The following is a 25,925-nucleotide window of genomic DNA, read 5'->3' on the forward strand; positions in this document are numbered from 1 at the left end:
ACGCTAATCATCATATGATTGGGTGTCAATTTGATTTTCAGGATCAGAACAGAAACCTTGTGGGAGCGGGCTTGCCCGCGATAGGGCCGTAACATTCAACATCAATGCTGCCTGTTACGCCGCCATCGCGGGCAAGCCCGCTCCCACAGGGTTATGTGTTATGGCTCGAGACCGATGGGGAAGAACTTGCCGCCGCTCCACACGCCAAGCCAGCGCTGCCCATCGATCTCGCGGGTGACCGCCAGCTCCACCAATTGGTAAAACACATTGCGGTGAATCAACGCTTCGAGATTGGTGCGCACATGCACGTAAGGCGCAGGCTCTTGTGTCACCGGATCAATCACCACGCGGATCGCATGTTCGGCACCCGCCTCGGCGGTTTCATCGACGTTGGTGGTGAAGCGCAAGACCTGGGCGTCACCCTCGCCTTCCACCTCGACGGCAATCGCCACGAACGGCGCATCATCGACCTTGATGCCGACTTTCTCGACAGGTGTGATGAGGAAATAATCATCGCCGTCGCGGCGAATGATGGTGGAGAACAATTTGACCATCGGCTTGCGCCCGATCGGCGTGCCCAGGTAATACCAGGTGCCGTCGCGTGCGATACGCATGTCGATGTCGCCGCAGAAGTCGGGGTTCCACAAATGGACCGGTGGCAAGCCTTTGGTCTTGGGGATCTGCCCCAACAGGTCGTTGGCTTTTTGCGGGCCACTCATGGCGTTCTCCTTGGGATTACTGGTCGCTGAGCCCCAGCAGGCTACGCGCGTATTGCTCCAGCGGCGGGCCCATCAGGTCTTCTGGCTTTTTGTCGTGGAACGTCAGTAAACCGCCACGACTCTTGATACGTGCAGTATCGATCAAATACTGGGTGCTGGTCTCGATCAACATGATCTGAATCACGCCGGTGTCGATACCGAGGCGATCCACGGCTTCCTGGTCGAGCCATTCGTCCGAGTTGCCGATGCGGTCGTCAGACTTGGCGAAACGGGTATAGAGCAGGTAATGCGCACCGGCCGCACGGGCTTCGCCCATGGCCTGGTCGAGGCCTTCCGGCGCACGCGCACGGCGGACCATCGGGAAGTATTCGATAAAGCCGTCGAACGCGACTTCGGCGATCACGTTAGGTCGCGGATAAACCGCGCTGCCCGGCGGTGCAAAGGCGCCCTGGGCGATATAGACGAACGAATCCGGTTGAATGCGCAGATTGTTCACCCGGCGGCTATCGCTGTGGTCGAGCAGACCCGCGTCGCTCATGTGGTAGCGAGTCCCTTCAGCCAGATCGCTGACATTCATGCAGCCACCAAGCGCCAAAACGGCCAGCAGCAAAACCAGGCTACGCATCCTACCCTCCAGAGGCCGGTGACGGAAAACCGGCGAATGGCCATGGGATGCAGCTTCCGCGCCAGTCCTTGGGGTGATGAATACTTCGAGGTTGATAATACTGATTTGTGGCGAGGGAGCTTGCTCCCGCTCGGCGGCGCAGCCGTCGTGAACCCGGACGAGCGCGTTGTTTTTGATAGTTTTGGGGCCGCTTCGCGACCCAGCGGGAGCAAGCTCCCTCGCCACAGGGGTTTATCAGCCGCCGATAATCTTCATGACAGTCGCACCACCGGAAAACGCCACTTCCTGCTTGTCACCCAAGGCCTTCACCAACAGTCTCTGCAAGGCCGGCAACGCCTGATGGCGCGGCTTGTCCAGCAAGTCACCGACATAGTGCCGGTTGCTCGACGACAGACAGCCATGCAGCCAGCCCGTCGACGACAAGCGCAGTCGCGAGCAGGTGCGGCAGAACGGAACGCTTTCGTTAGCGATCACACCGAAGTAGCCCTGACCCGGAATCTCATAGCGAACCGCGGTCGCGTCGACGGGAGCATCGGCCTGGAGATATTCATAGCGATCGCCGATCAGGCTCAGCAACTGCTGAAGGCTGACGAACTGTTGCAGAAAAGCGTTGTTGTCACTGGCCAGGTGCCCCATGCGCATCAGCTCGATGAAGCGCAGTTCATAGCCACGCTCCAGGCAGTAATCGAGCAGCGGCATCACCTGATCGAGGTTCTGCCCGCGCAACGGCACCATGTTGACCTTGATCTTCATACCGGCGGCGCTGGCCTGGTCCATGCCGTCGAGTACCGTCGCCAGATCACCGCCACGGGCAATGCTGCGGAATGCACCGGCGTCCAGGGTATCGAGGGAAACGTTGATGCGCCGGATGCCGGCGTCGACCAGCAGGGGCAGTTTTTTTGCCAGCAGTTGACCATTGGTGGTCAGGCTGATGTCTTGCAGGCCCATCTGCCCGATGGCGGTCATGAAGGCTTCGAGTTTGGGGCTGACCAGCGGCTCACCGCCGGTGATGCGCAGTCGCTCGATCCCCGCCGCTTCGATCAGGTAGGCAACGCCGCGTGCCATGGCTTCGGCCGACAATTCATCCTGCGCAGCGACCAACCGCTTGCCGTTGGGCACGCAGTAGGTACACGCATAATTGCAGGCTGAGGTCAGGCTGATTCGCAGATTGCGGAAACGCCTGCCTTGACGGTCAACGATCATGGTCACTCCGGCACAAGGAAATCGGACGGCGTAAAACTTGACTTACAAATCAAGTTTTAGCAAGTCCCATGCCTGAGTATATTCCTGAGATACTGCGCCATGTAGCGAAATAATGGCGCAATAAGGCTACTGAATGGCTCAGCTGCTCGGGGTGTCGGTATCGCGCTTGCGCTTGTTGCCCATGCGTACGCCGATGTCCATCAGGAACTGGAAGAAGCCTTCCTGATCTTCCAGCACATTGCTCCAGAACGGCGAGTGATACAGCGCCACGGCCCCGTGCACCAGCGCCCAGGACGCGCAGTAATGGAAGTAAGGGGGCACGTCTTCGAGCTTGCCTTCGCTGATGCGACCCTTGATGAGCAGGGTCAGGCGTTCAAAGTTCGAGGCGCGGATCTTGTGCAGCTCCTCGATCATCTCCGGCACCTGGTTGCCCTTGACCACCTTTTCTTCGAGGCGATCGAACAAGCGGTAGCGTTGCGGATCGCGCATGCGGAATTCGAAGTAGGCCCGGGACAGGGCTTCCTTGTCCTTGTCGACGTCTGCCGAATGCAACAGCTCGTTCAAATCGCGCTCGTAATCGAGCATCAGGCGCAGATAGATCTCCGCTTTCGATTTGAAGTGCTTGTAAATCGTGCCTTTGCCGATACCGACGGCATCAGCAATCATCTCGACGGTGACACTGTCTTCACCTTGGTCGAGGAACAGCTTGAGCGCGGTATCGAGAATTTCTTGCTCACGGCGACGAAATTCACGGACCTTACGAGGTTCTTTATGCATAAGAAAAGGTCTGTCGGGGTCAAAATTCGAAGCCGCGTATTATGCCTAACTTGCGGCAAAATGCACGGATCATCCATCCATATCTGTGTTTCTTGATGAATTCTGGCAGCGCCGCCATTTAATGAGAACGCTTCCGAAGCGCACGTATTCCAAAATTGTTTAAAAACCTCGACCGGTAAACTGGACTCGGCGCAATACTGATCAATACTTCAACTGTCGGCGGGGCATCTCCCCCAAGTGCCGCGTCGATATTGGTACCAACGGACCGCGTACCATTGTTTTACTCCTAATGGTCTTAACCCGGATTCACCCCCCAGAACCCGGGTTTTTTTTGCCTGCGATTTAGCCTTTCACATGCGCCAGCGGGAACAGCCGCTTGAAGTTTTCCGTCGTCTGCCCGGCAAATCGCTCGTAGGACTCACCGCGCAACATCGCCAGAAACTCTGCCACTTCCCGCACATACTGCGGCAGGTTCGGCTTGCCGCGATAGGGGATCGGCGCCAGGTACGGCGAGTCGGTTTCCACCAGCAAGCGATCAGCGGGCACCCTGCTGGCCACGTCACGCAGCGCATCGGCATTGCGGAAAGTGACGATGCCGGACAAGGAGATGTAATAACCCATGTCCAGTGCCGCTTTGGCCATGTCCCAATCTTCAGTGAAGCAGTGCAGGACGCCAGCCTGGGGCAGCGCGGCTTCACGCAACAGGTTCAAGGTGTCGGCCCGGGCGCCACGGGTGTGAATGATCACTGGCTTGCCGGTTTGCTGCGCGGCTTGCAGGTGCAGGCGAAACGATTCCTGCTGCAGCTCAGCCGCTTCAGGTTCGTAGTGATAATCCAGGCCGGTTTCACCGATCGCAACCACACGCGGATGGTTGAGCTCCTGCAACAGCCAGTCCAGCGCTGGGGCAGCGCCCGGCTGAACGTCCAGCGGATGCACGCCGACGGAACAGTCGACATCGTCGTAACGCTCGGCCAGGGCTTTGACGTCGGCGGCGTTGTCGACGCTGACGCCGATACACAGAAAGTGCCCTACCCCGCGCTGCCGGGCCGCATCGAGTGCGGCATCCAGAGAGCCGGCGTGGGCGGCGAGGTCGAGGCGATCAAGGTGACAATGGGAATCTACGAGCATAAAAGGGCTGCAACTTACATCGTATGGGTGGGACGGTCGGACTTCAGGGCTCCGGCCAGATGGGTTTCGATTCGACTGCGGGCGGTATCGTCGCCGTCATTGAACTGCACGCCGACGCCAGCGGCGCGGTTGCCTTGAGCGCCTTTGGGCGTGATCCAGGCGACCTTGCCGGCCACCGGAATCTTCTCCGGCTCGTCCATCAGGTTCAGCAGCATGAATACCTCATCGCCCAACTTGTAGCTTTTGTTGGTCGGGATAAACAGGCCACCGTTCTTGATGAATGGCATATAGGCTGCGTATAGCACGGACTTGTCCTTGATGGTCAGGGACAAAATACCGTTGCGCGGCCCAGGATTGACGGCTTCATTCATGCTGACCTCCACTGCTGATGTTCAGAGGATAGGCCCAGTCGGTCACTTCTGGGTAGGCAATGACGCCCATTGCACCAGCAACGCTTCCAGCAACAGCACCCGATTGAGGTTGGCCTTGCTCATGACTTTCTGGCGTTGGGCGAGGATCCAGTCCTGAATGTTCAGCACTTTGTCCTGAGCGGATTTCTGCGCCAGGTATTGAATCACCTTGCGCATATCGGCCAGTCCGAGCCCTTCTTCGTCCTGCGTCAGCTGATAACGAAGGATCAGGCTCGACCAATCGCAGAACCAGTCAAACAGCAACAACAGCGGGATCGCGTTCCAGCCTTCGGCCAGTTGCGTCGGCGATTGCTGTTGCTTGAGCAACTTCTTCACACCGTCGACCACCAGCGCTCGCTGCTCGCGCACACCCTGGGCCTGCAAGTTGACAGCGGCCAGCGGCGAACCGGCGGCGAGGGTCAACAACTCGATGCGCTCTTCTTCGGAACAGTCCGGCAGCGCCTTCGCCAGCCACGCCAGACTCATGGCCTCGCTCGGCAGCGGGCAGGCTTGCTGCACGCAACGACTCTTGATGGTCGGCAACAAACGGCTGGTCTGATGGCTGACCAGCAACAAAACCGTATCGCCGGACGGCTCTTCAAGGCTTTTGAGCAGAGCGTTGGCCGCGTTGATATTCATCGACTCGACCGGCTCGATCAGCACCACTTTGCGGCCGCCCATCTGCGAGGTCTGCACCACGAAGCTGACCAGATCACGCACCTGATCGACCTTGATTGCCTTGTCGGCTTCTTCCGGTTCCAGGATGTAGTTGTCGGGATGGCTGCCGGCCTTCAGCAACAGGCAGGATTTGCATTCACCGCAGGCGTCCTGGGCTGTCGGGCGCTGGCACAGCAAACTGGCCATCAACCGTTCGGCCAACGCGCGTTTGCCGATCCCGGCCGGACCATGCAGCAGATAGGCGTGAGCATGTTGCTTGCGACCCGCGAGCTGCTGCCAGAGGCTGTCCTGCCACGGATAAGCCTCAGCCACGGGTCAACTCCAGCAAACGTGGGAGCAAGGCGTCCAGCGACTGCTGAACCTGCGCCAACGGCTGGGCGGCATCGACCAACACATAACGCGCCGGATCGGCTTCAGCACGCTTGAGGAACGCACTGCGCACCGCATCGAAAAACGTCCGGCCTTCCAGCTCGAAGCGATCCAGCCGACCACGAGCACTGGCACGCGCCAGACCTACTTCCACCGGAAGATCGAAAATCAGCGTCAGGTCCGGGCGCAGACCGCCCTGGACGAACGTTTCCAGTGTCGCGATGCGCTCCAGCGACAAGCCGCGACCACCACCCTGATAGGCGTAGGTCGAATCTTGTTGCTGAAGACTTGAAAATGTTACGCTCATGGTATACTACTTAAGACGTAGAAATGTAACGCATGAAAAATCATAATAAAACCTTAAAAATCAATGAACGAGCGCCGCTTGATGAAAAAAATAATTGGCCTAGCTGCTAAGGCCCGATCCGGGAAGGACACAGCAGCAGCCATTTTATTGGCTCATCCCGAGGTTGCCGCGTTCGCTTTGGCCGATCCTTTGAAAGCTGGTTGCAAGGCTCTCTTCGGCCTCACCGATTCTCAAGCGTGGGATGATACCGCGAAAGAGAAGAAGCTGGATGCATGGGGAATGTCGCCTCGCGAATTCTTCCAGCACGTCGGAACGGAGTGGTTCCGCGACTACGATCCTTTGCATTGGTTAAAGCGAGCTGATCGTGAAATCAACAGCCCACTACCCTCCCCTCGCCAGCTGACTTTCCAAGAAGCTGCGGACCCAGAAACGCCTTTTGCTCTAGCCGCCCAATCTTTTTTTGGCCTGACCGACGACCAAATCTGGACCGCCGAAGGTCGAGATCGGGACGATGAATTCTGGAACCTGTCTCCGAACTCGATGGTCCAGTTGGTCAAATGCATGACCATGCGAGACTTTCTGGACTTTCAAAATCAACGTGAAGCCCACCTTCAAAACACCGAAACTGCACCAAGCAGTCAGTATATAAAGCCAAAAATCAATCTTGAGAATAAAGACATCACCATTATCAAAGACATCCGCTTTGAGAATGAAGCCGAGTATATAAGAAACTTAGGCGGCGACATCTGGCACATCATTCGAAACAACCCCGAAAAAGTTAAAAAACATTCTTCTGAAGCCGGAATTAAATTTCATACCGGTGATATTCTTATCGAAAACAATGGTACGCTAGAGGAATATAAAAACGCTATACACCATGCATTTTCAAATTTGAAAGAAAATCTGGCAACACAATAAAAAATATTTAACCTCACGACAGCTAATGCGTTAAGTCAAGACACGTTCAAAGTCAGCAAAGTCAAATATTAAGAAAATACTAAAGCTACACATCTACACCTATAACCACAACCACAGGAAGACGACTTTGACTTCGTTCGTGACAGCTATCGAGAGTCCATACGAACTCGCCAGCACTACAGACTCGCAGCCAGTGCCTTGCGACTACCAGGGGCACGACTTCTGGAACAGGGAGTCGCACCTATGTCTGTCTCTCCATGTTATATTCGTAAAGTATGCGGCAACTCACCGTCGGATCTCAGGGTATGCCCTGAGGCAGGCTATCAAACTCTTCTTTGATTTCGCAGTCGAACACAACGCCCGCAATCCTGAACAGTTGCAGCTTCATAAGCTGACGGACATTACCGCTGAGACTTTCAATAACTTTCAGACTTGGCTTTTAAACAAAAGCGAGAGGAACGAAAACGCTGCCAAACTAAAAAGCGCTATTACTCTAATTTCCAAACAGACTGACACGATCCCAAGCATCTCTCTTCCTGCAATCGCGGCGCCTGTACAGAAAAAGACCGAACCGATTATCGGCCAAGCATTCGAAAATCTTGTTGGTGCTTTCACTGCTCATGTCGATGCAATGTATGAGAAACTTGAATTCAGAAAGAAAGTAATGGAGGCTGAGCCCTACACTTTGAAAGAGGTGCTGGAGAAATATGCAGCGGAGTACACTCGATCTAATATTTTTGAGTGGGCTCAACACCGACGAGACCACAAACAAAAAGTTACCTCGCTCAATCTCCAGTACAAGCTTAAGCATGCATTGGATGACGAACTGCAAGCATTGCTGGACTTCCCTAACTATCTAGAACGATTCAACCAGATTTATAACGCAAGGCCGGAATGCTATCGCTTTGAAAACCCTAAGGATCCATTCCTGCTTAGCTTATGGTACTGGGACCCCGATGAAGCCCGTGCGATTAAGACGTTGCTTGTTAACGGCTATCCGATGGATGTTCCTTTCGAAACTTTGGGGACGACGAACTCCTCCCAGCCTTTGATCTCGAAGAAAGACTGCAAAACCATCGTTCAGCTCATGCTTTTTCGGTGGAATCGGCTGGGCGACAAGAAGCTAATCAAATTCCCGGTGAAGCCGTGGGATGATTTTTTGGGTCTTTACTTCCCGACCATGGTGGATATGTCGTGCATCATTACGTTCATCATGCTCCAGACCAACTGGAACAAAGAAACCGTCCTCACCGTTGACGAGAACAACTTCGAGCACCCGCTGACCGGGGCGATATCCGAATCCCAGGTGATCATTCAATCGGAAAAGAATCGATCGCAGGGCGCTGGCAAGCCCTACTACGCGCCAAAAGCGATCGTCGCAGTCAGCAGCAAGGCGGATCGTTATTCAAGCTACAACCTCATCCAGCTCGCCGACAAGCTTGCCGAGCCACTCAAGGGATACGCATTCGATGTGATCCCTTATGGCCAAGAAAACCTCACCTACAACCCGTTGTTTCTGTGCCTTAGGTACTACGGGACTTGGGCAACCAGAGGCGGCCGCCACACTTCGGCCACGAACATAGGGGCATTCGCGAGAGGTGTGAAAGACTTTCTTAGGGCTTATCCGGTCTACGAAAATGGCAACCGCCTCGTCTCAGCCAAGCAGATCACTAAACGTCTGCGCCCTACCTGGATGCTCATTCAGCGCAACAAACATGGTTCAGGCCTGGGTCTGCTTTCAATGCTGATGAGCCACGTCGGTAGCATTGTCACGGATGTGCACTACGACAGCTCGGGAGCAGCAGTCCAAGATCGTTATAACCGCCTGCGCTCCGAGCTTGAGGCGATCATGGATCTTCTGCGCCGGCGTGAATACAAGGGCCTTCTCGGCAAACGCGAGGAGCGCCAGGTCGAGCTTCCCCTCAAGATCTTTCACATTCCGGGGATGGAAAAGCCTTTGTGGGGCTGCTCAAACCAGCTAAAACCAACTTGGTACGGTGCTCGGACCTACGTCAAACAGGGCGAGCGCTGCTACTCGATCAAAAACTGCCTCTTCTGCGAGCAGTGCAATTTGTACGAGGACTCACTGCCCTATCTCATCCAGCGCCGGATTCACGTGGTTGAACTGGTCGAAGAGCAGCCTGACAACGAGTCGGATTACAGCAGCTCGCTTGAGTCGGAACTCACCATCCTGGACTCCATTTTGGATAACTGGGAGGACCCTGATGCTCTGAAGGAAGCGGTTCGCTATCAGCGCCGTAACGACTCGTTGCTCCCGCACGACCTGGATTTTCTGCAAATAATTTTAGAAGAAGAGGACATGAAATGAGCACGAATAAGAAGCCTCGAAAAGCATCCAACGACGACGACCAAACAGAACTCGATTTTATTGACGGCGTGCACGCCGCTGATCGCGAAGATGACCAGGGTGGGAGGGAGGATGGCTTCGACGCCGACGATGATGATGGCGACGATTCAGACGAACAGCTGGATTCTGAATTTCAGAACGATGTCGAAGAGGCCGCTGAAGCCGAGTTAGCGGCGTTGCTGGAAGAAACAGGCGGACATGTTAAGCAGCGCGTTGGCAACCTTGCGACAAAGCTCGAAATGTATCCAGGTGGAGCATTCCCGATCTCGCAGTACTCACTGTATGCAGAGGATATCTGGACGCTGTTTAAGAACCGGTTTGGTTCACCAAGGCGGATAAATTTTGTAGGCATGACACAGCCAATGAAAGAGCTGAAAAAGGGCATGTCGTATTATGTCCTACCTGATTTCGCTCCCTTTGGAACCATTCGAAGCTATGTGACCAGCTATTTTCAGGCGAGCCAGTTTGTTTTGCTTGAACGCTATCTGTTCGGGCCGAATTTCTTGGATGGCACACCAGATTCGATTGCGCTGATCAATCACCGAATGATCAACAAAGCGTTGGACCTTGCCAAGGCAGAAGGCACTGCCGCCCGTCACTACCACGCACTCTTCTACATGATTCGCCTGTGGAGTTCTTTGAGCACACAGGGCCTGATGCCATTGGGGCTCGCGCTGGATATCGATATGCGCAAAGTCGATAGTATCGAACGGCGTAGGGACGTGATGCAGCATTTCGCCGGCAGCATGAGCACCTGGCAGCCTTACTCTGAAGACGACCTGAGCGAATTGGTTGAGTACGCCCTTTTTTGGACGGAGAAAGCAGCACCCCGTCTCTTGGACGTCGTTGAGTATGTCAGAGAGAAAAAGCTAGATCAGACGGCGAAATGTACTGTGGTTAGGTATCGCGTTGATACCGAGCTTGAAGAAAAACTTAACGTCAAGCTTGAGGGTAAGACTCTAGTTGAAGCATCAAGGAAGAGCTACGACTACGAGTACACCACCCATGAACAGCACGTATATAGCTGGCTGCGCTCTTACTGTGTCAGTGTTGATAACGTACGGAACGGCATTTTCGTCCTCCTAGCGCTCATCACAGGCTTACGCGCAGGGGAGCTGAGTTCCCTGAAATTCGACGACATCATCAAGGAGGGAAACGGCGACTACACCATCCGTGTTACCCGCTATAAAACAGCTGACGATCCTAACGTTAACGGCGAAGTCGACTTCCTGCCATTGCCGCGCTTTATCGGTGACAAGATCGAGGAATTGAAGCAGCTCCGCTCGATATACACCCTCGCAGCGCAGGGCTACATTTTCCAATCGACCAAGAGTCGTAAGGAAATGAACAAGCCCACTCATAACATCGTCCAGTTTATCTGTCGCGAGCTTGGTGAGGCCACGAACGTTGATAGGATCCATACACACCGGTTCCGTAAAACGATCGCGGAGATCCTGATCAACCGCAACGAACGGAACATTGATCTCATCAGGCATTTGTTCGGCCACAAGAGCTTCGCGATGACGCTCAAGTACATCGGTCGCAACCCTCACCTCGTGCGCAGCGTGGCTCAGGCCATCGAGCAAAATTACACAGCTGAATTCACGGAGCTGGTCAGTGCTGTTAAGAACGGTGCCTCATCAGGCCCTAACGCTATCAGGTTGCTGGACCGCATCAAAGCTCGTCCGGACGCGTTTAGCGGCAAACAGCTGAAGGTGACAATCTTCGTTTACATCTCCCACCTGCTGTCCTCTGGCGAGCCTCTCTTCATCCACCGCACTGCGATGGGCAGCTACTGCCTCAGCACTGAAACCTACTCGTCGCCTGACCTCCCACCGTGCCTGGAGCACATGACTGGCACCGTCACCAATATGCTGCCTAATCCGACGCGCTGCGACATCAGTTGCAAGCATGCCGTTGTGGTCGAGAAGGCGAAGCATGCGATCCAGGACAACGTGAAGTTCTACAGCAACATGCTGGAAAAGGCTGGGGACACCCTGAGCGAACGGGCGAAGAGGATGATCCTCAAGAAGATCGCCAGCAACAACGAGCACCTGAACAACCTTGAGACCAACAAGCTCGAAAACATTGACCAACGAATCCCAGTCAAGCAGGTCACGGCATGACGAAGCAAGAAACACGCGACCGCCTAATCGAGTTGATCAAGGAGCATCAACTCGAACACGGGCTCACCAAGCTTGCGATTGGCAAAATCTCGGAGATGGCGGGAATCTCTCGCCAGACTTTTTTCCGCTCCTACGCAGACCTGAAGCCTTACTGCCTCGGGCAGTCCATCACGAGTCTGCTCGGCGACGATGCCGAGTCGACTCGGGATTTCCTGGCTAAACGAGAGGTAGAAGTCGCAGCCCTGCAAAGCGAGATTGAGGCACTCAAGAAGAAGCACAAGAAGGAGCTGGAGCAGGCGATCACCAATCGCGTCACCTCGCTGATGAACAGCGACATTCTTGCGTTCGAAGCGAACGAGGTGAACTCATTATTGATCAACCAGAGTCAGAATAATGAGATGCTCAAACGCAAGCTCACGGAGATGGAGCTGAAACAAACACGTTCGCAGATGGCATCGGCAGCTGCCGATCTATCGACTGAAAACGGCGACGCGCACGCCATCAAGAACGCAAAAAATTTCTTAGCCTTTGCGCTGGACCTGACGCAAGCAAATCAGGCCTACAAGAAAGAGCAGAATTTCGACAAATACGAAGATGCTAAGGATCTAGCGATCCAATCGATAGTAGAAAATGTAAAGAAATTTCCTGACCCATCAAACATCGAAGTCCACCTGTTTCAAGACCGCTATATTTCCACTTTTGATGATTTCGTTGAGGAACTGCCCGCCAAGCCGGGCAAGGTTGTCATAGCGATCCAGCTGCCCGTATTTTCACAGGAAGAGCTGGGGCAGTTACTCTCTCAACTGAAACTCATCAGCAAGGTAGCAATTCATATTCCGTTCAATGCTTCAGGCGCAATCGTTGCGGCTAACAAAAAATTTCTCTTCAGAGACGTTCCCGAGGAAGAGTTCATTGACGCCGCAAAGGCCAAAATCCCACAAATAACTTGGGGATTCGATGAAATCAGACTATTCGGGACCAGGTAGGAGTAATCATGCTTAAAATTGAACTCAAAAGCATCTCCTACGTATCAACTGCACTAGAGGTGAAAGTAGAACACTATTCGCTCATTGCTAACTACAAACAGAAGTATGTGTTGCTTTCGGTACCCAACCTTTATCTCTACGAGCGGACTCGCTCGTCGCTGCAAACGTCTAGAAGGTACGCGACAATCATTTCGATGTTCTACCGTTACATTGAAACTCAAAAAAAATATAAAGATGTCGATCCAGGCGATTATCACGCGGTTGTAACGAACCAAGACATTCGGAGATGGCAGGTCTCACGACAGGTGGCCAGGGTAAAAGCTAATTCGTTCAGCCCTACGTCGGAAACGATTTTCCGTGATGCCAAAATTCTACAAATGTTCTTCGCGTGGCTTTCAAAATCCGGGTTCACCACTAACGTCAGGATTGATTTAGAGGACTGGGTAGCCAATTTCAAAAGCAACACGATGCTCAATTATGTCAAAAAAGCGGCTGGAACAAGAGTCAGCTCTGACCCTATTTTGGTATTAGACCGGGAAGCGAGCCAGAAAAGGCCTCACGAGTTGATCTTCAATCAGGAGATAAAGACCCTTCTCAGCGTTTTTCCAGACAAGGTTTACTCCGTGATTTTTCTCTTCGCGCTGGCGACGGCTATGCGTCCGATGGAGCTATGCAAATTCCCACTGTACGGCGTAGGAAAGAACAAGCACATTCTCAACTACTCCTCAATGCCACAGGGTCCGACGAAGTTCACCTATAACGTGTTCGGAAAAGGCAACAAGTACCGCGATATCGTGATCCCTGCGTACGCACTGAAGGATCTCGAAGATAACTACATAAAGACCGAATACCCTGCTCGAAAAAAGAAATACAAAGATAGATATGGAAAGCCCAGCCCTCCTTCGATTTTATTTTTAAACTCGGAAGGCGAGCCGGTAACGGAAAAAATGATTTCAAACGCTTGCGGATATGCCTGCAAGTTGGCCCATAAAAAAGACCCAGAATTCCGAATCAACAACAATTTCTATCAGTCTCGTCACTGGTGGCCGACGATGATGATGATCCAGCACCGGGGGGCCCTGCTGCTATCGCCCGCAGCAGATGTTCTTGATGCGGCATTTGCGCAGGTCCTCACGAACCAGCTCGGCCATTCAAGCATTACCACAACCTACAAGCATTACTTGGACCTGGCGCGCGTGCTCATCATGGCGAAGGACGGGCGCGTGAATGACATTATTACCGAGGATTTCAACATTCACGCTCAGATTGCCGAGTATGGATGACGTCTCTGACGGGCCTGCGCCTTGCCTCTGATGGGGTTGATACCCTGATCAGCATGAGTGGCCGTGTTTGGTGATGAGGGTTTGTACCGCGACGTGAGTCGCGCAGTTGACCAAAGGGTGGTGGGCCTTGGGCGTTCGAGGCTGTGGGGTTCGGTGGCGATGGATGGAAGGTTCGCTAATTAAAAAATCCACTAGAGCGATGCGCAACTGGAGAATTCTTGGCATCCTGACATCGAATAAGAATTGGCATTTTCCGTTCATTCTTCCACGGTTCTGCATGCTCTATCCGATAGTTTAATGGACATTGCTCAAGGTGTAATGCGAGCCAAAATTAACTGACGAGAGGCTGTTAAGCGTGCATGGAACGGGGTTGAATTGGGCTAATACTTAGATGAAGCTTTATCTATTTGCGGTGATCTCACCTCAGCAGCAACAGTGATTTTTTACCGTAACCACAGCTTCTAACGCGTCAATTCTCAATGCGTGGTGGTTATCATGACTGATGAACTCCCCGCTCCGCTCAGTGACATCAACAACCGCGGAGTAGCCAGGGAGGCCCATCAAAAATCACTCGATTCGCATCGCCGTATCGATTTCGGATTAGCATCACCGCGCAAAATAAAGACCATGCTTTTTACAGTGGAGCTGAAAGAGTCCGCCTCGCATCAGCTATGGATAAACACAAGTCCGCTGCCAAGTGACGCCACTTTTGGCGGTGACATTTTTTTCTCTGACGTGAATGGCGAGCGATGCGCTTGCCTCGCTAGCTTTGCTGAAAGCGGAGTAGTCTCGTACACCGACAAGGGGTCCACTTCAGACAGTCACATCTCGTCCCGCGAATTGGTTTCCTTCCAGTGTGAGATTGACCCGGTAATCGAAGGGCTCATTCAGCTAGCTCTTCTCGCACTGGAAAAACCAGAAAAGCTCAGCCCGATCTTCTCGACCTATTTAGCCGGCGTTCTGCACGCTCACGTCATCGAGCGATATGAGTTCTCACCGGGAAACATTGTGGTGCCTGGTGGAATGGCTCGATGGCAAGTGCGACGTGCGAAGGAACTGTTGAGTGCGAACCTCACGGGCGAGGTGAGACTGGAGTCGGTCGCAGAGGCATGCAACATGTCCGTCAGCAATTTTTAAAAAGCCTTTGCTGCCACAGTCGGTACTCCTCCCTATCGCTGGCTGACTCAAAGGCGCATTTACTTCTCCTGTGACCTTTTGCGTGATTACCCCCGGATGACGATCGCCGAAGTTGCCCAACGCTGCGGCATTCCAGATCTCTGTCATTTCACTCAGCTGTTCAAAAAGCACATGGGCATGTCCCCAGGCAATTGGCGGTTAGCGTCGGGGTGCGGAAAAATGAAAAGACCGACACCAACTGAGTATCAGCTGTTGAGGAAGCGATCAGTAGTAGGTGATGGAGAGCTACCGAACCGGGACATTTTTCACCCACTGAGGTAGGAAGATATGCACCGCAAGATCTTTTCCGGGCTAGCGTTGTTCGTACTTGCCATCTACGTGATGCATACCCGCACGGACCTACCTGTAGAGACGCCGAAACCTCTTTATGACCGAGTGAGTGCCTTGCCATTCGGTTCGATTAGGGAGGGCAATAACAGGGCTAGGGTATTGGCTCGAAGCGGTGCGGAGCATGGGACTGTCCAAGTGACGTTCGACGCCACTGCCCATGTAGATGCCAGCCCGCTGGCAAGCAGTGGCGATGAGCATGCTACTGATCAAGTGAGATCGGACGACGCCGACCCTATGAACGTCGGCGCGTCAGCTATAAGCGGTGCCGAACACAGGACCGATCAGGTTGAGTTCAATCAAGCCAAATATAAGATTGGCGGGATTGGCTCTGACGCAGTCGCTATGTTGAAGTGATTACAGCGTGGGCACTATTCATAAGCGTTTTCGCCCAACTGATCGGCATCCAAACCAGAGAGTTCGGAGGCTTCGGTCACTCGAACGGTGATGAACCGGCTGATGACCCAGAGCATGAGGTAGGTGAAAACAAACGCCCAAATGCTGGAGCACACAACCACCACGACCTGCTTGAAGAAGAACTCAGTCCCGCCGTAGATCAAGCCGTTGGCACCATGTGGATTCCAGGCCAACGAACCGAATATACCGAGCAAGAGCGAGCCCATCAGCCCTCCCATCCCGTGAACCCCGAACACGTCCAAGGCGTCGTCTAATTTCAGTTGTGCACCAACAATACGGTCCCATAGCAGACCAAGCCGGCAATGATCCCAATAAAACATGCCGTTGTCAGCGACACGTATCCGGCAGCAGGTGTGATCGTTGCCAGGCCCGCCACCGCCCCAGTCAGAAGGCCGATGAAGCTCGTACGATTGGAGTGAAGTCGCTCAACGATGAGCCAAGTGATAGCGGCGAAAGAAGCAGAGAGATCCGTGGCCAGAAAAGATGCAGCGGTGATCATATCCACCCGCAGCTCCGATCCAGCGTTAAAACCGTACCAGCCGAACCAAAGTAGTCCAGTACCAAGGGCGATCAATGGCACGTTGTGCGGTCTGTCTCCGGTTTTTTTCCTAGCACCCACGAACAGCACCGAAGCCAAAGCAGCGAATCCGCAGGTGTTGTGCACGACAATGCCGCCGGCAAGCACGATTAGCTGCTGAGCTATCTCAGGAAGAGCTGGGGATCCGAATAGGTCTTGAGCCGGCGTCTGCCAGCACCCGCATGAATCGATACGAGCTGGGGAAGCGTATTCCTGCCCCGGAACTGATTGAACGTGTCGCCGCAGAGCTTGATTTACCCGCGGCTTATTTCTATGCGTACACGAACGATGAAGCAGAGCTGCTGGAGCGGTATTTCAGGTTGAGCGATGCTGGGAAGGCGCGACTGATGAAGTTCCTTCTGGGTATGGAGTAAGGACTGACACGCTCGGTCCTCAGCGATATCAAAATCGTTCCAAACTGCTCCATTGCAGAGCAGTCTGAGGTGAAATCACTAGCTTTCATCCCTCCACTCTCGTGGGCTGACACCTGTTTTACGACGAAACGCCCGAGCCAATGCTGAAGGGCTTTCGTAACCCACTTCTTCGGCAATTAGCGCTATGGGCTTGCCCTCACGTAGAAGTTTCTGCGCCAAACTGATCCGCCAACTCACCAAATAATCGCCCGGCGACTGCCCAACAATTCGCTTGAAGTGATCGGCAAAGCTGGCCCGTGACATATTGGCCGCTGCCGAAAGCTCGGCCAAACTCCAAGCATTAGCCGGCGCAGCGTGCATAAGGTTGAGAGGGCGTGACAGACGCGTATCGGCCAGCCCGGCCATCATTCCAGGCTGCTGATTACGACTGGCCAGAATGTGGCGAAGCAGCAGAATCACCAATAGCTCGAACAGACGATCCATTATTGCTTCACGACCGCAGGTACCCTCGAAGGCCTCGTCGAACAACCATTGCAATGTGCTCGCCAGGGTCGGTATTTCATCCAGCTTCAAGACGAGGAAATCCGGCAATGCCGTAGCGAGTGCACCACCCGCGCCCCCATTGAACTCTACCGATGCACAGACTAACTGCGCGCCGGATCCTTCTTTGGCAGTCATCCGATGTCGGTAAGGACGGGGGAAAAAGATAAGAGTTGGTTCGGTAATGTGCAGCTCTGTCTCATCGGCCAGCTTGAGGTGAACCTCACCGGCTTGCAGCAGATGCATGTGCCCATGTGTTTGGCTGCCATCGAATGCCGTAATCCCGCAAAACGCACCGCTGTGAAAGGTGCCAGCGTTTACACCGAAATGTGTAAGCAGTGTAGATAAACGATCCATGGTCGATCTCCGTCAACGATTCTGGACGATTAGTCGTATATCGTAGATTTTTAGCAGCCAATAAACCAAATAAACCTCTAACATCGACTCCGTACCCAGCGCACAACGCGCTTAATCATCGGAGTATCACCATGTCTCGCATCGTCCCAGTTAACCTCGAACAAGCCACCGAAGCTACCCGTCCAATGCTGGAAGGCATCCAGAAGAAAATCGGCTTCCTGCCTAACGTATTCCGCGTACTAGCCCATGCTCCTTCTGTCCTTGCCTCCTACATGCAAAGCTCCGTTGCCCTGAGCAAAACGTCGCTCAGCGATCTGGAAAAGGAATCAATTTTCCTCGCTACTTCCCAAGCTAACGGTTGTGACTACTGCCTCGCTGCCCACACTTTGTTCGCAGGTAAAGCCGGTTACAAACAAAATGAAATTCTTAGCGCTCGTGAAGGGAAACTCGACGCCTTCGCACGGCTCGCAAAGCAAATCACTGAAAGCCGTGGTCATCTGACCAACGAGCAGATCGCCGAAGCACGCGCGGCCGGCATCAACGATGCCAAGATCATCGAGGTGATTGCACATGTGTCTTCGCAGACGCTGACCAACTATCTGAACAACGTCGCGTTGACCGATATCGACTTCCCGGCGATCAGCTAAGCAGGCGCCTAAAACAGAGAACCAATCATGAAAACTGTGACTCTGTACACCACGGAAACCTGCCCGTACTGCCGCAATGCGAAATCCTTGCTGGCCAGTCGGGGGGTTAGGATGAAAGAGATCAACATCCACACCCAAGAGGGTAAGCGGGATGAAATGGTCAGCCGTAGTGGACGCCGCACGGTGCCTCAGATCTTTATTGAGGACATTTACATCGGCGGCTTCGACGACCTGGCCAAGCTAGATCGTAAAGGCGGGTTGATGTCGCTGTTATCCTGAGATCAGGTAGGTTCGACGAGGTACGGAGAGTGGCGGTGAACCTTGCGAGGGCTACCGCCAAATTCTCTACGGTGATCCTTTGTCTATGCCCATCTTCGACAGGACGATAACGATTTTGCTGCACCGCTCACACCATATGAGCATCTGTGCCAGCGTTAGTATTGGCGCAGGGGTAGCAATATTGATGTGGCTAAAACCTTTCTTTGTGGGATGCATTTGGATCCGCAGCATAAAATCTAGTCAAAACGTACAGCCTCCGTGCGGGATCGAAAAATCGATACCGTTCTCGGGCTTTTTTGGCGTTGAAGCATACGCTTCTGACCAAGCCCCCCCCTATACGCTAGGCCAGTGATCTCATTCGCGGCCTCATAAAGCGCAACCAAGCTAGACCGTGTCGCGTAGCAATCAGATGCATATGTCTACCCAAATACTGCTCCGATGAAAGCTCACATCTTGAGGGTCCGATCGATGAGTCGGTAGTGAGAATTCAGGGACCTTGCGGTGTTCATTAGCATCCCGCTCCCCCGTAGATTTTCGCTATCTAATTGCCCCTGCTGGCCTCACATCCCTACGGTCCGCGAAATCGAGCCAAGCGGCCCCGGGCGGGATCCAGCTCCGTGCTTTTTGCCAAAGCGTTTGCCTGACCCTAGCCCTGACTATATGAATCACAGCGACTCATGATGCTCGGCTATTTCTGGAAACCTGGTTCCTACCTGCTGTTCGTCCGCTATATGCTGGCTCACTAGCTTTTCAGCCTTTCGCTTAGGGCCGTGTCATGGTGAAACGGCGGCACTTGCGGACTTCACGCAGGTATTAGGACGGGTAACAAACCATGAGCAAAGTTACTGAAATCGATCGCCCTGCCCCATGTCCCTCCGAACGTTTTTTCCACGCCCTCGCGTTACGGCAGGATCGACGTGCTTGCGCAGATCTTGTACGTAACCGGATTGGCGTGGACTTCTATGATGACCTGGCGCTGTTCTTGGGCATATCCACAACAAAGCTATTCTCCTTACTCGGCGTTTCTCTCTCGGCTCAGCGCCGATGGAAAAAGGCGCAGAAGCTGACCGTCAACGAAAGCGATTACGCTTTTCGCCAAGCCTTGGTCTTACAAGACGCTCTGGGACTGTTCGAGGGCAGTAGCGTAGCAACGGTGAATTGGCTGACTCAGCCGAACATTGCGTTGGGCAGAGAAACGCCGGCGAGGCTGCTCTCTACATTTGTAGGGATGAGCACCATCGAGTCACTGATATGGAAAATTGAGAACGGCGTGCACTCATAAGGGTCAAACGCCTCACTCTCCGATTTGCTGAGTAATTGCTCGAACTGACTCATCCATTGCATTTTACCTGATTGGTCATGTGCATTAGATTTGACCAGCAGGATCTGCGAACACGCCCCACCCAAAGCAATTATTCACGAAAGCCTGCTATCAGCCAACAGTGGAGAGACGACAAGGTATATACGAGCTGGACATGCTGAGCTAAAGGCCAGAATTCTACGGAAAATCAGACCTCCCGTGGCCCTGCGATGATTCCAAGATTTCATACAGAATCTAGTGTGAGTTTGAAAATAATGCCACCATGCCATTACTTGGCACTGGCCCCGGATATCCCATTGATGCATCTAGAAGAAAAAGTCAGGCAACATTATGTGAGTCGACTGTACCTCAACAGCTGGATAGCCCCTGAGACCACATCCCTATGGTCACTAAATAAAACTACGGGAAAAACCTTTAAAACAACCAACCTTTCGAATATTGCTCAGAAAAACCGATTTTATAAGGTCATCATTGATGACATCGTTTGGGACATGCTGAAATATTTGCTAAAACCGCTATTGCACGAGCCTTTCGTAGCGCAGACTATGCGCGCGCTCAACCCACTACTATTGGTTAACCGTTACCGAGAAAACAAACTGGATAACTACGAGAAGCTGGTCGTAATAGAAACAAACTTCCTAGAAGACCGCTATGCAGACCTTGAAGGTTGGTTCGTCCACACCATAAAGAAAATTTCAGCTGCTGGTTGCGAGTTCTCGCGGGTTTTCGAAGAAGATAGAGAAAAACACTACGACAGCCTTATGCTTTTTTTTGCAACCCAACACTTCAGGACCCAACGGGCAAGGCAAAGAATAAATGACATAACAAAGGAAATGTACCTTCAGCGAGGCCCCGATGAAAAGCATAAGCTCTCACGTCAGCAAGTCGATACAGTGACGAAAATCCACCTCTATGTGGAGTCTGTCAGGTTTGCCAAAAACCTGTCCCGATCAAACTTCAAGATTTCACTCGATTACAACGTCAGCAATATAGACCTAGTCACCAGCAGTTCACCGACATTAGGACGTGTTGAACCACGAGCGCATCGTGACGACATAACGTCCTTCATGGGGCAGATACCTCTAACCCCAAAAATAAACATGCGTTTGTACAAATCATCTGGCGGCGGCAAAAAAATCGAATTCGGTACTCTAGGTAAACAAAAGGTCCTCTCATTGAATAGACTTCAAGTCGAAAGCTCAGACATGGACGTCTATGCAACAAGCGAGCGGCAACTGCAATTTTTCCTAAAGCTTTTACCTCCATAATGCGCCACGGCAGCATGGTTGCCTTAATGCTTGGAAACTCAAACTGCAAAAGCAACTGAAATCAAGAGGTGCAGATCTCGGCAATCGGTCTACTCCGTTCGGTCAGTGACTGCACATTACTAGTCTGCGTCTGCTCAAGGGCAGGCCTCAGCCAAAAGCAGACCTTAAATCGCGAGTTGATTTTCCTCTCTAGTCGTTTGTGCCAATATATCGACAAGGCTGACGTGCTGTATTGAGGGAACGTCAAAAATACAGAACGCAGACTTAGGTTTAGCTCATGGGACCGGCGTTACGGGAATGGGCCACTGATCCAGCATGCATCGAGGATATCGTCGTAGACTTGTACGTCCTCACAGCCGCGGGCTACCAGTTGGGTGCCTTCAACTGCTGCAAATATTGCAAGTACCCACTTGCGTAATGCCTCTGCGTCAAGATTTTGAGGATCTAGTGCAAGGACAGTGGTGATCCAATCGACCAGCTTGTTAGTAAACCGAAACACTTCCACTCGGACCTCTGGAGCAAGATCTGCGTATTCGGCCGCCATGATCCCACCCATACACATGCGGTTCTCGCGCACTAAAGTCGCGCGAAAAACCTCTACGTAGCTTTTGATGCAAGATCTTCTGTTCTTGGAAGCACTTAGAACCTGTTTGAGATACTCAAGAAATTAATAAGTGCATTCATGGGCCAGGGCAGCCCCCAGGTCACCTTTCGTAGGAAAGTAATTAATGGATACTTGAGCTTTTGACACCAACCTCTTTTGCCAAATCTCGGCAGAAATTATCAAAAGCAGCCATGCCTACTAATTACTAATTTCAGAACAACTTTAACTATTCCCAACAGGATTCAGAACCGTTCTAAGGAGCCTTAAAAGACAAAAATCTTGGCATCAATAACAAAGGCTTGCTGGACGGCATGCCACTAAAAAACGATACTCCATTGGTCATTGCGCTCACGCAATATCTCTCTATCTGTCAGACTCTTAAGAACCCCAAGTATCTGCGCCTTAGACTCCACATTATTTTTTAACATCCAGGCTTTTGGGATTAACTTACGCTCAGGGTATTTGTACCTAATAAAGTCTGCTACCTCATCCAAAGTTGGCGTCAAGTCCTCAATGGCATTTTCTATATCTCCTTTCTCGAAGGCATCGAAATCTCCAACAATAAAAGAATTTTGCAGCAAAGCCACAGTTTCGAAAACGACAATTTCTTTATTATCCTCTAGATGTTCCCATGCCGATAAAAGCGTCTTTACTGCACTAACCAAGGGAGGAGTTACGGAAAAGGCTGTGGCTATCACAGCCATTTTATTCCAATCGGAAACCGCGAGTACTGTGCCAACCAAACCAAGAATCTGACAATTAATATCTTTAAGGGTCGGAGTTATTTTCAGAATCCGCCCAAACCCAACCCGCATTGTAAGCTTGGGATCGAGTGGGTTGTGGACATTTGGCATGTCATATATCTTCTCGTCTTCCGCGATTTTTTCAATTACAGAGACAAGCATTCTTGATGCATAATCAACCCGTTTGAGGTCAGGAATAGTCCCATAATTAATTTCAACGCGTTTTTTTACGAGTTCACGAATGTCTTCGAATAGCCTAGTTTGAAAAACCCACTCTCCACTTTTGACAAGTAGCTTAGCAGACTCATAGGTAATATTTTGCGATGGGTCAACTATATTTTCTCCCTTATTTTTTGTTTCTTTATCCATGGAAAACTCTCCCTCTATTTTTATAAATAGTGTCTATTGAGCTGGCATGCAGGAAGCTCTATTGCTTAAAGGCGGCACGCTAGTCACATCGTAGTCGACATCTAAAACACATTTGGTGTCTTGCGCCACCCTGGACTTATTAAGGAACCATTTGTTACCAGGACCAGTTCTTGCGCGAAGCAGAATAAAGCTGCGGACCGTCCGGAGCATCATCGAGTCCAATGTGGATGCCCATGGCAGGGATTGCGCAAAGAAACTTTTCTTTTAAGATGTTATTTTTTTAGGCACGCGCCTGCATAAGTCGTGATCCCATGTCCACCGCCAGAAAGGCTCGTCATTACCTGTAGCACTGGAACTGAACCATCCTGATTACAGATCGAAGCAGCATAGGGCGTTACGGCATTGACGTCGCCAGCAAATGGAACATTACTAAAGGTCGGCCCATCCGCAACATGAAATGCAAAGGGTCTAACGCTCACATTATCCAACCTAGTTTGAAGATTTCTGATTTTATCGCCAAGTTCAGCAGACAGCTGATTTTTTTCAGTCATCAAAGCGGTAAATTTTGCGCGATTGGCACTGGCGACATCGTAACCATAAAGCTCTTCATCGGGCATAACGACTGTATACGAACCTTCGCTAGTACCAATTGCAACACTTGCTAATGGGTAAACTTTTTTTCCAGCTTCTATCATCTCTTTCCGCTGACATGAAATATTAAACCCTGTGTCCGGCACCCTCAGTCTTTTGCTGCCATCAAAATCTTCTTTATTACCACTACTGGAAAAACTTGCACTAGTGCACGTCATATTATTGAATGTTGCTGCATCTATGTATATTAAATTCGCATCAGTCCTATCACCGGTGATCATAACCGACGTAGGTTCTTGAGTAGCATGAGTAATTCTAACGCCCTTGTTTTGTAGGGCGATGCACTCATTGAAATTTACCAAAGAGGGTACTGTTACGGTTGATGAGTAAGATGATTCATTCTCCCACTGCGTGCTCAGGGATGTGCCGATTTTACAAAACTCAGATAGTTTTTGTTGTGCATTTGAATTCTCGGCCCCGAACTTCATCGGAATTGCCTTCACAACGGCTTCCAAATTTATTCCAGTGGACGAGCTTGAAACCTCACCGTTACTTTCACAGTGCTTATTGAAAAAATATAAAAGCTCCGATGCTTGGCGCTCGTTAGTTTTTATATTTCTTGTTGCGCTGGCATATACATCTGAACAATCAGATGCCGCTACTGGATAACTATAGGCATAGAGCGCGCTAACAACTGCGACAATTGCCGATCTGAACCTTGGCTTGTCCATTTTACATATCACCACTACAGGATGAAAAACTAACTTTATTCTAGCCAAGAATTTTTATCACGCGAAATTTAACGTGTATTTTTAAGATTAATTTGCGATATTATTTTTTCATTATGATTTTATAAATACCCCTACCCCCACAGTGTTGTAACATTCACCTTACAACAAATCGAAGGAACAGTAATAATTTTGAGACAACGATTTAGAAGCACCTTAAATCATCTCAGCATCATCACTGTCTATGCCGAGCTATGCCAGACATGTCTCTTTTCAAAGAAACGTTTTAGGTGATAAGTAGAGAGAGCTTTTCTTGATATACCTATTCTTGTTGTTATTGAACAGGTATTTAGAGATTAGTAGCTGAGGTCCAACGAATGGGCTGTATAAGAGCGCCACTCCTTGATAGTAGTGAGCAAAGATGATGTATGCTTCAATTGCCCATTTCCGCTTGCCTCAACGAGTTGCCTTGGGTCGACTTCTGCCTGTCGACCGGACGTTAAGTCTTGCCCGGTGACGCTCATTGGAACGAAGCTTGCGGGACAAGCTGATGCAATAGTTGTCCACTACAAATGCAATTGACTGCTTAGGTTAATGCAAACGGGTGGTTAAAGTGGCGTGCGTGTTTGCGCTCGCCAGGCTAATGCCGCATCAGCTCTCACTTCACTCGATCATCAGGTTCCATGGAGTTCTGCGATAAGGGAACAGCTCGCAGTGTTTGGCGCATCATGTGTGCGTCTTCAGAATTTCGCATGAGAGCCATCAAAACGTCCTTCGATGCCTGCGAAGTAATCTCGACTTCAACGTCAGGGAAAACTTTGTCGGCAAATGCTCGGACCAGAATTTCGACATCGGCATCTTTTGCGGCCTCGATAAAAGCGTCGACATCGTCCTGACATTCCGCCCTGCAAGAAAATACAGTCACTCAATGCTCCAGTTGTGATCGATCAGAAAAAGGGTTCGCAACGGCTTCAATCCCGTTACCAACCCACGCCCGCATGATTCATTTCGCCCTCACCTCGGGCAGCAGTCCACCACCGCCAGGCAGCGCACTGGGCTAAAGAGCAGCTCATTCAGGAGCTTGCTCGGTAATCACGGCCGGTACTGGGGCCAGCTCGGTATACTCGTATGTCAGGTCCTGCCTGATTTTTTCGAGGAGGCTGTCGAGGTCCATTTCTGGACTTTTACGCAGATAGCACTCAATGACGATGCTCGCAGGATGCACATCCATAACAGCTGCTAAATCTTCGATCTTCGCCAGTCCCGGACATCTACGCCCTTGCTCCAGGTGTGTCATGTACGCACGGCTAGTGCTGCCGAAGAACCTTTGCTGGGGCATATGGCGGAGCATTCGCATCCCCTTTAATGCGGCCGCGAAAGCATCATTCAGCTCCATTCATCACCTCTTGCAAAGGGAATGATAAAGCCATAAAGTCAGCTTTTTAGCGCCCTACAATTGTAGGGTCTGGATAAAATTTCCACAGATATTAAAGCAATAACTATCGCGGCTATGTCGCTGCGATCAGATTGTCAGAACGGTATCCGCAGAGAGCTTTCGAGCAAATGTCACCAGGGTTGATTCTTAATCAGGAGCAAGCGCGTCCAGGGACACCGATTGCGTTGATTGGGATACCGGGCGTTGGCGATCAATGACGGCTCCAACGTTGAAATGAAATCCCCCACGGACAA

At 51.7% G+C, this 25,925-nt stretch carries 27 protein-coding genes and 2 pseudogenes; 13 read left to right on the forward strand and 16 right to left on the reverse strand.

The genetic code is table 11. The features are described from left to right. Window positions 1–158: 158 nt before the first annotated feature. The 8 genes and pseudogenes from KJF94_RS18220 to KJF94_RS18255 form a co-directional block, all read right to left on the reverse strand. Complete coding sequence (locus tag KJF94_RS18220; protein WP_214377639.1) at window positions 159–719, reverse strand: DUF1285 domain-containing protein; 561 nt, start codon at window positions 717–719, stop codon at window positions 159–161. Between the two features lie 16 nt (window positions 720–735). Beyond that, window positions 736–1,344: a DUF4823 domain-containing protein gene (locus KJF94_RS18225; RefSeq protein ID WP_214377640.1), complete on the reverse strand. Its 609-nt coding sequence runs from the start codon at window positions 1,342–1,344 to the stop codon at window positions 736–738. Window positions 1,345–1,578: 234 nt separating this feature from the next. Further along, a complete protein-coding gene (locus KJF94_RS18230) occupies window positions 1,579–2,547 on the reverse strand; it encodes a GTP 3',8-cyclase MoaA (RefSeq protein WP_214377641.1) in 969 nt (322 codons plus the stop codon). Between the two features lie 138 nt (window positions 2,548–2,685). Continuing rightward, on the reverse strand, window positions 2,686–3,324 hold the full coding sequence (locus KJF94_RS18235; RefSeq protein ID WP_008031613.1) for a TetR/AcrR family transcriptional regulator: 639 nt from the start codon (window positions 3,322–3,324) through the stop codon (window positions 2,686–2,688). 342 nt (window positions 3,325–3,666) lie between these two features. Beyond that, window positions 3,667–4,452, reverse strand: coding sequence for a TatD family hydrolase (locus tag KJF94_RS18240; protein WP_214377642.1), 786 nt, complete (start codon window positions 4,450–4,452; stop codon window positions 3,667–3,669). A 14-nt stretch (window positions 4,453–4,466) separates the two neighbouring features. Next, entirely contained in the window at window positions 4,467–4,823 is a 357-nt protein-coding gene (locus KJF94_RS18245; RefSeq protein ID WP_084322986.1) for a PilZ domain-containing protein, read from the reverse strand. A gap of 42 nt (window positions 4,824–4,865) precedes the next feature. After that, window positions 4,866–5,852: a DNA polymerase III subunit delta' gene (locus tag KJF94_RS18250; protein ID WP_214377643.1), complete on the reverse strand. Its 987-nt coding sequence runs from the start codon at window positions 5,850–5,852 to the stop codon at window positions 4,866–4,868. Then, a pseudogene (locus KJF94_RS18255) lies at window positions 5,845–6,183 on the reverse strand (dTMP kinase); the annotation flags it as partial. The pseudogene KJF94_RS18255 and the gene KJF94_RS18250, both read right to left, overlap by 8 nt. A 114-nt stretch (window positions 6,184–6,297) precedes the next feature. Between KJF94_RS18255 and KJF94_RS18260 the strand changes: the two are divergent. From KJF94_RS18260 to KJF94_RS18295, 8 genes and pseudogenes are all read left to right on the forward strand, one after another. Further along, the gene (locus KJF94_RS18260; protein WP_214377644.1) at window positions 6,298–7,134 is read left to right on the forward strand and encodes a deoxynucleotide monophosphate kinase family protein; all 837 of its coding nucleotides are present in this window, start codon (window positions 6,298–6,300) and stop codon (window positions 7,132–7,134) included. Between the two features lie 127 nt (window positions 7,135–7,261). Further along, entirely contained in the window at window positions 7,262–9,463 is a 2,202-nt protein-coding gene (locus tag KJF94_RS18265) for a hypothetical protein (protein ID WP_214377645.1), read from the forward strand. Next, window positions 9,460–11,628 carry a site-specific integrase gene (locus KJF94_RS18270; RefSeq protein WP_214377646.1) on the forward strand — a complete coding sequence of 723 codons (2,169 nt, stop codon included), beginning with the start codon at window positions 9,460–9,462 and terminating at the stop codon, window positions 11,626–11,628. The genes KJF94_RS18265 and KJF94_RS18270 overlap by 4 nt, the downstream gene beginning before the upstream one ends. Beyond that, complete coding sequence (locus tag KJF94_RS18275) at window positions 11,625–12,614, forward strand: hypothetical protein (protein ID WP_214377647.1); 990 nt, start codon at window positions 11,625–11,627, stop codon at window positions 12,612–12,614. Before KJF94_RS18270 ends, KJF94_RS18275 begins: the two co-directional genes overlap by 4 nt. A gap of 8 nt (window positions 12,615–12,622) precedes the next feature. Further along, the gene (locus tag KJF94_RS18280) at window positions 12,623–13,897 is read left to right on the forward strand and encodes a site-specific integrase (RefSeq protein ID WP_214377648.1); all 1,275 of its coding nucleotides are present in this window, start codon (window positions 12,623–12,625) and stop codon (window positions 13,895–13,897) included. 495 nt (window positions 13,898–14,392) lie between these two features. Beyond that, on the forward strand, window positions 14,393–15,034 hold the full coding sequence (locus KJF94_RS18285; protein ID WP_214377649.1) for an exonuclease/endonuclease/phosphatase family protein: 642 nt from the start codon (window positions 14,393–14,395) through the stop codon (window positions 15,032–15,034). 15 nt (window positions 15,035–15,049) lie between these two features. Continuing rightward, window positions 15,050–15,355, forward strand: a pseudogene (locus tag KJF94_RS30615) (helix-turn-helix domain-containing protein); the annotation flags it as partial. 6 nt (window positions 15,356–15,361) lie between these two features. Beyond that, entirely contained in the window at window positions 15,362–15,778 is a 417-nt protein-coding gene (locus tag KJF94_RS18295; RefSeq protein ID WP_214377650.1) for a hypothetical protein, read from the forward strand. 14 nt (window positions 15,779–15,792) lie between these two features. On the opposite strand, the gene KJF94_RS18300 is transcribed toward KJF94_RS18295, so the two are convergent. Next, entirely contained in the window at window positions 15,793–16,044 is a 252-nt protein-coding gene (locus tag KJF94_RS18300) for a hypothetical protein (RefSeq protein WP_250548174.1), read from the reverse strand. A gap of 50 nt (window positions 16,045–16,094) precedes the next feature. Next, window positions 16,095–16,523, reverse strand: coding sequence for a hypothetical protein (locus tag KJF94_RS18305; RefSeq protein ID WP_214377652.1), 429 nt, complete (start codon window positions 16,521–16,523; stop codon window positions 16,095–16,097). A gap of 74 nt (window positions 16,524–16,597) precedes the next feature. Between KJF94_RS18305 and KJF94_RS18310 the strand changes: the two genes are divergently transcribed. Beyond that, window positions 16,598–16,789 (forward strand): hypothetical protein, encoded by a 192-nt coding sequence (locus KJF94_RS18310; protein WP_214377653.1) that lies wholly within the window; start codon window positions 16,598–16,600, stop codon window positions 16,787–16,789. Between the two features lie 78 nt (window positions 16,790–16,867). On the opposite strand, the gene KJF94_RS18315 is transcribed toward KJF94_RS18310, so the two are convergent. Then, the gene (locus KJF94_RS18315) at window positions 16,868–17,686 is read right to left on the reverse strand and encodes an AraC family transcriptional regulator (protein ID WP_214377654.1); all 819 of its coding nucleotides are present in this window, start codon (window positions 17,684–17,686) and stop codon (window positions 16,868–16,870) included. 131 nt (window positions 17,687–17,817) lie between these two features. On the opposite strand from KJF94_RS18315, the gene KJF94_RS18320 reads away from it, so the two are divergent. The 4 genes from KJF94_RS18320 (at window position 17,818) to KJF94_RS18335 (ending at window position 21,201) form a co-directional block, all read left to right on the forward strand. Next, a complete protein-coding gene (locus KJF94_RS18320; RefSeq protein WP_214377655.1) occupies window positions 17,818–18,333 on the forward strand; it encodes a carboxymuconolactone decarboxylase family protein in 516 nt (171 codons plus the stop codon). A gap of 27 nt (window positions 18,334–18,360) precedes the next feature. Beyond that, entirely contained in the window at window positions 18,361–18,612 is a 252-nt protein-coding gene (grxC, locus tag KJF94_RS18325; RefSeq protein ID WP_214377656.1) for a glutaredoxin 3, read from the forward strand. 832 nt (window positions 18,613–19,444) lie between these two features. Further along, window positions 19,445–19,894: an antitoxin Xre/MbcA/ParS toxin-binding domain-containing protein gene (locus KJF94_RS18330; RefSeq protein ID WP_214377657.1), complete on the forward strand. Its 450-nt coding sequence runs from the start codon at window positions 19,445–19,447 to the stop codon at window positions 19,892–19,894. 338 nt (window positions 19,895–20,232) lie between these two features. Then, window positions 20,233–21,201 carry a DUF4238 domain-containing protein gene (locus tag KJF94_RS18335; protein WP_214377658.1) on the forward strand — a complete coding sequence of 323 codons (969 nt, stop codon included), beginning with the start codon at window positions 20,233–20,235 and terminating at the stop codon, window positions 21,199–21,201. A 289-nt stretch (window positions 21,202–21,490) separates the two neighbouring features. On the opposite strand, the gene KJF94_RS18340 is transcribed toward KJF94_RS18335, so the two are convergent. From KJF94_RS18340 to KJF94_RS18360, 5 genes are all read right to left on the reverse strand, one after another. Then, on the reverse strand, window positions 21,491–21,745 hold the full coding sequence (locus KJF94_RS18340) for a hypothetical protein (RefSeq protein WP_214377659.1): 255 nt from the start codon (window positions 21,743–21,745) through the stop codon (window positions 21,491–21,493). A 377-nt stretch (window positions 21,746–22,122) separates the two neighbouring features. Further along, window positions 22,123–22,917, reverse strand: a complete 795-nt coding sequence (locus KJF94_RS18345; protein ID WP_214377660.1) for a hypothetical protein — start codon at window positions 22,915–22,917, stop codon at window positions 22,123–22,125. A gap of 272 nt (window positions 22,918–23,189) precedes the next feature. Next, window positions 23,190–24,239: a hypothetical protein gene (locus KJF94_RS18350; protein ID WP_214377661.1), complete on the reverse strand. Its 1,050-nt coding sequence runs from the start codon at window positions 24,237–24,239 to the stop codon at window positions 23,190–23,192. A 655-nt stretch (window positions 24,240–24,894) separates the two neighbouring features. Continuing rightward, complete coding sequence (locus KJF94_RS18355; RefSeq protein WP_214377662.1) at window positions 24,895–25,161, reverse strand: hypothetical protein; 267 nt, start codon at window positions 25,159–25,161, stop codon at window positions 24,895–24,897. Window positions 25,162–25,305: 144 nt separating this feature from the next. Continuing rightward, complete coding sequence (locus tag KJF94_RS18360) at window positions 25,306–25,632, reverse strand: helix-turn-helix domain-containing protein (RefSeq protein ID WP_214377663.1); 327 nt, start codon at window positions 25,630–25,632, stop codon at window positions 25,306–25,308. Window positions 25,633–25,925: the final 293 nt, after the last annotated feature.

The organism is Pseudomonas hormoni (genome assembly GCF_018502625.1).
GTDB classification, from domain to species: Bacteria; Pseudomonadota; Gammaproteobacteria; order Pseudomonadales; family Pseudomonadaceae; genus Aquipseudomonas; species Aquipseudomonas hormoni.

What these genes read in the sequence shown, in the direction of transcription:
- KJF94_RS18220 (WP_214377639.1), bottom strand. Translation starts at nt 719, where the DNA reads ATGAGTGGCCCGCAAAAAGCCAACGACCTGTTGGGGCAGATCCCCAAG.
- KJF94_RS18225 (WP_214377640.1), bottom strand. Translation starts at nt 1,344, where the DNA reads ATGCGTAGCCTGGTTTTGCTGCTGGCCGTTTTGGCGCTTGGTGGCTGC.
- KJF94_RS18230 (WP_214377641.1), bottom strand. Translation starts at nt 2,547, where the DNA reads ATGATCGTTGACCGTCAAGGCAGGCGTTTCCGCAATCTGCGAATCAGC.
- KJF94_RS18235 (WP_008031613.1), bottom strand. Translation starts at nt 3,324, where the DNA reads ATGCATAAAGAACCTCGTAAGGTCCGTGAATTTCGTCGCCGTGAGCAA.
- KJF94_RS18240 (WP_214377642.1), bottom strand. Translation starts at nt 4,452, where the DNA reads ATGCTCGTAGATTCCCATTGTCACCTTGATCGCCTCGACCTCGCCGCC.
- KJF94_RS18245 (WP_084322986.1), bottom strand. Translation starts at nt 4,823, where the DNA reads ATGAATGAAGCCGTCAATCCTGGGCCGCGCAACGGTATTTTGTCCCTG.
- KJF94_RS18260 (WP_214377644.1), top strand. Translation starts at nt 6,298, where the DNA reads ATGAAAAAAATAATTGGCCTAGCTGCTAAGGCCCGATCCGGGAAGGAC.
- KJF94_RS18270 (WP_214377646.1), top strand. Translation starts at nt 9,460, where the DNA reads ATGAGCACGAATAAGAAGCCTCGAAAAGCATCCAACGACGACGACCAA.
- KJF94_RS18275 (WP_214377647.1), top strand. Translation starts at nt 11,625, where the DNA reads ATGACGAAGCAAGAAACACGCGACCGCCTAATCGAGTTGATCAAGGAG.
- KJF94_RS18280 (WP_214377648.1), top strand. Translation starts at nt 12,623, where the DNA reads ATGCTTAAAATTGAACTCAAAAGCATCTCCTACGTATCAACTGCACTA.
- KJF94_RS18285 (WP_214377649.1), top strand. Translation starts at nt 14,393, where the DNA reads ATGACTGATGAACTCCCCGCTCCGCTCAGTGACATCAACAACCGCGGA.
- KJF94_RS18295 (WP_214377650.1), top strand. Translation starts at nt 15,362, where the DNA reads ATGCACCGCAAGATCTTTTCCGGGCTAGCGTTGTTCGTACTTGCCATC.
- KJF94_RS18300 (WP_250548174.1), bottom strand. Translation starts at nt 16,044, where the DNA reads ATGGGCTCGCTCTTGCTCGGTATATTCGGTTCGTTGGCCTGGAATCCA.
- KJF94_RS18310 (WP_214377653.1), top strand. Translation starts at nt 16,598, where the DNA reads ATGAATCGATACGAGCTGGGGAAGCGTATTCCTGCCCCGGAACTGATT.
- KJF94_RS18315 (WP_214377654.1), bottom strand. Translation starts at nt 17,686, where the DNA reads ATGGATCGTTTATCTACACTGCTTACACATTTCGGTGTAAACGCTGGC.
- KJF94_RS18320 (WP_214377655.1), top strand. Translation starts at nt 17,818, where the DNA reads ATGTCTCGCATCGTCCCAGTTAACCTCGAACAAGCCACCGAAGCTACC.
- grxC (WP_214377656.1), top strand. Translation starts at nt 18,361, where the DNA reads ATGAAAACTGTGACTCTGTACACCACGGAAACCTGCCCGTACTGCCGC.
- KJF94_RS18330 (WP_214377657.1), top strand. Translation starts at nt 19,445, where the DNA reads ATGAGCAAAGTTACTGAAATCGATCGCCCTGCCCCATGTCCCTCCGAA.
- KJF94_RS18335 (WP_214377658.1), top strand. Translation starts at nt 20,233, where the DNA reads ATGCATCTAGAAGAAAAAGTCAGGCAACATTATGTGAGTCGACTGTAC.
- KJF94_RS18340 (WP_214377659.1), bottom strand. Translation starts at nt 21,745, where the DNA reads ATGGCGGCCGAATACGCAGATCTTGCTCCAGAGGTCCGAGTGGAAGTG.
- KJF94_RS18345 (WP_214377660.1), bottom strand. Translation starts at nt 22,917, where the DNA reads ATGGATAAAGAAACAAAAAATAAGGGAGAAAATATAGTTGACCCATCG.
- KJF94_RS18350 (WP_214377661.1), bottom strand. Translation starts at nt 24,239, where the DNA reads ATGGACAAGCCAAGGTTCAGATCGGCAATTGTCGCAGTTGTTAGCGCG.
- KJF94_RS18360 (WP_214377663.1), bottom strand. Translation starts at nt 25,632, where the DNA reads ATGGAGCTGAATGATGCTTTCGCGGCCGCATTAAAGGGGATGCGAATG.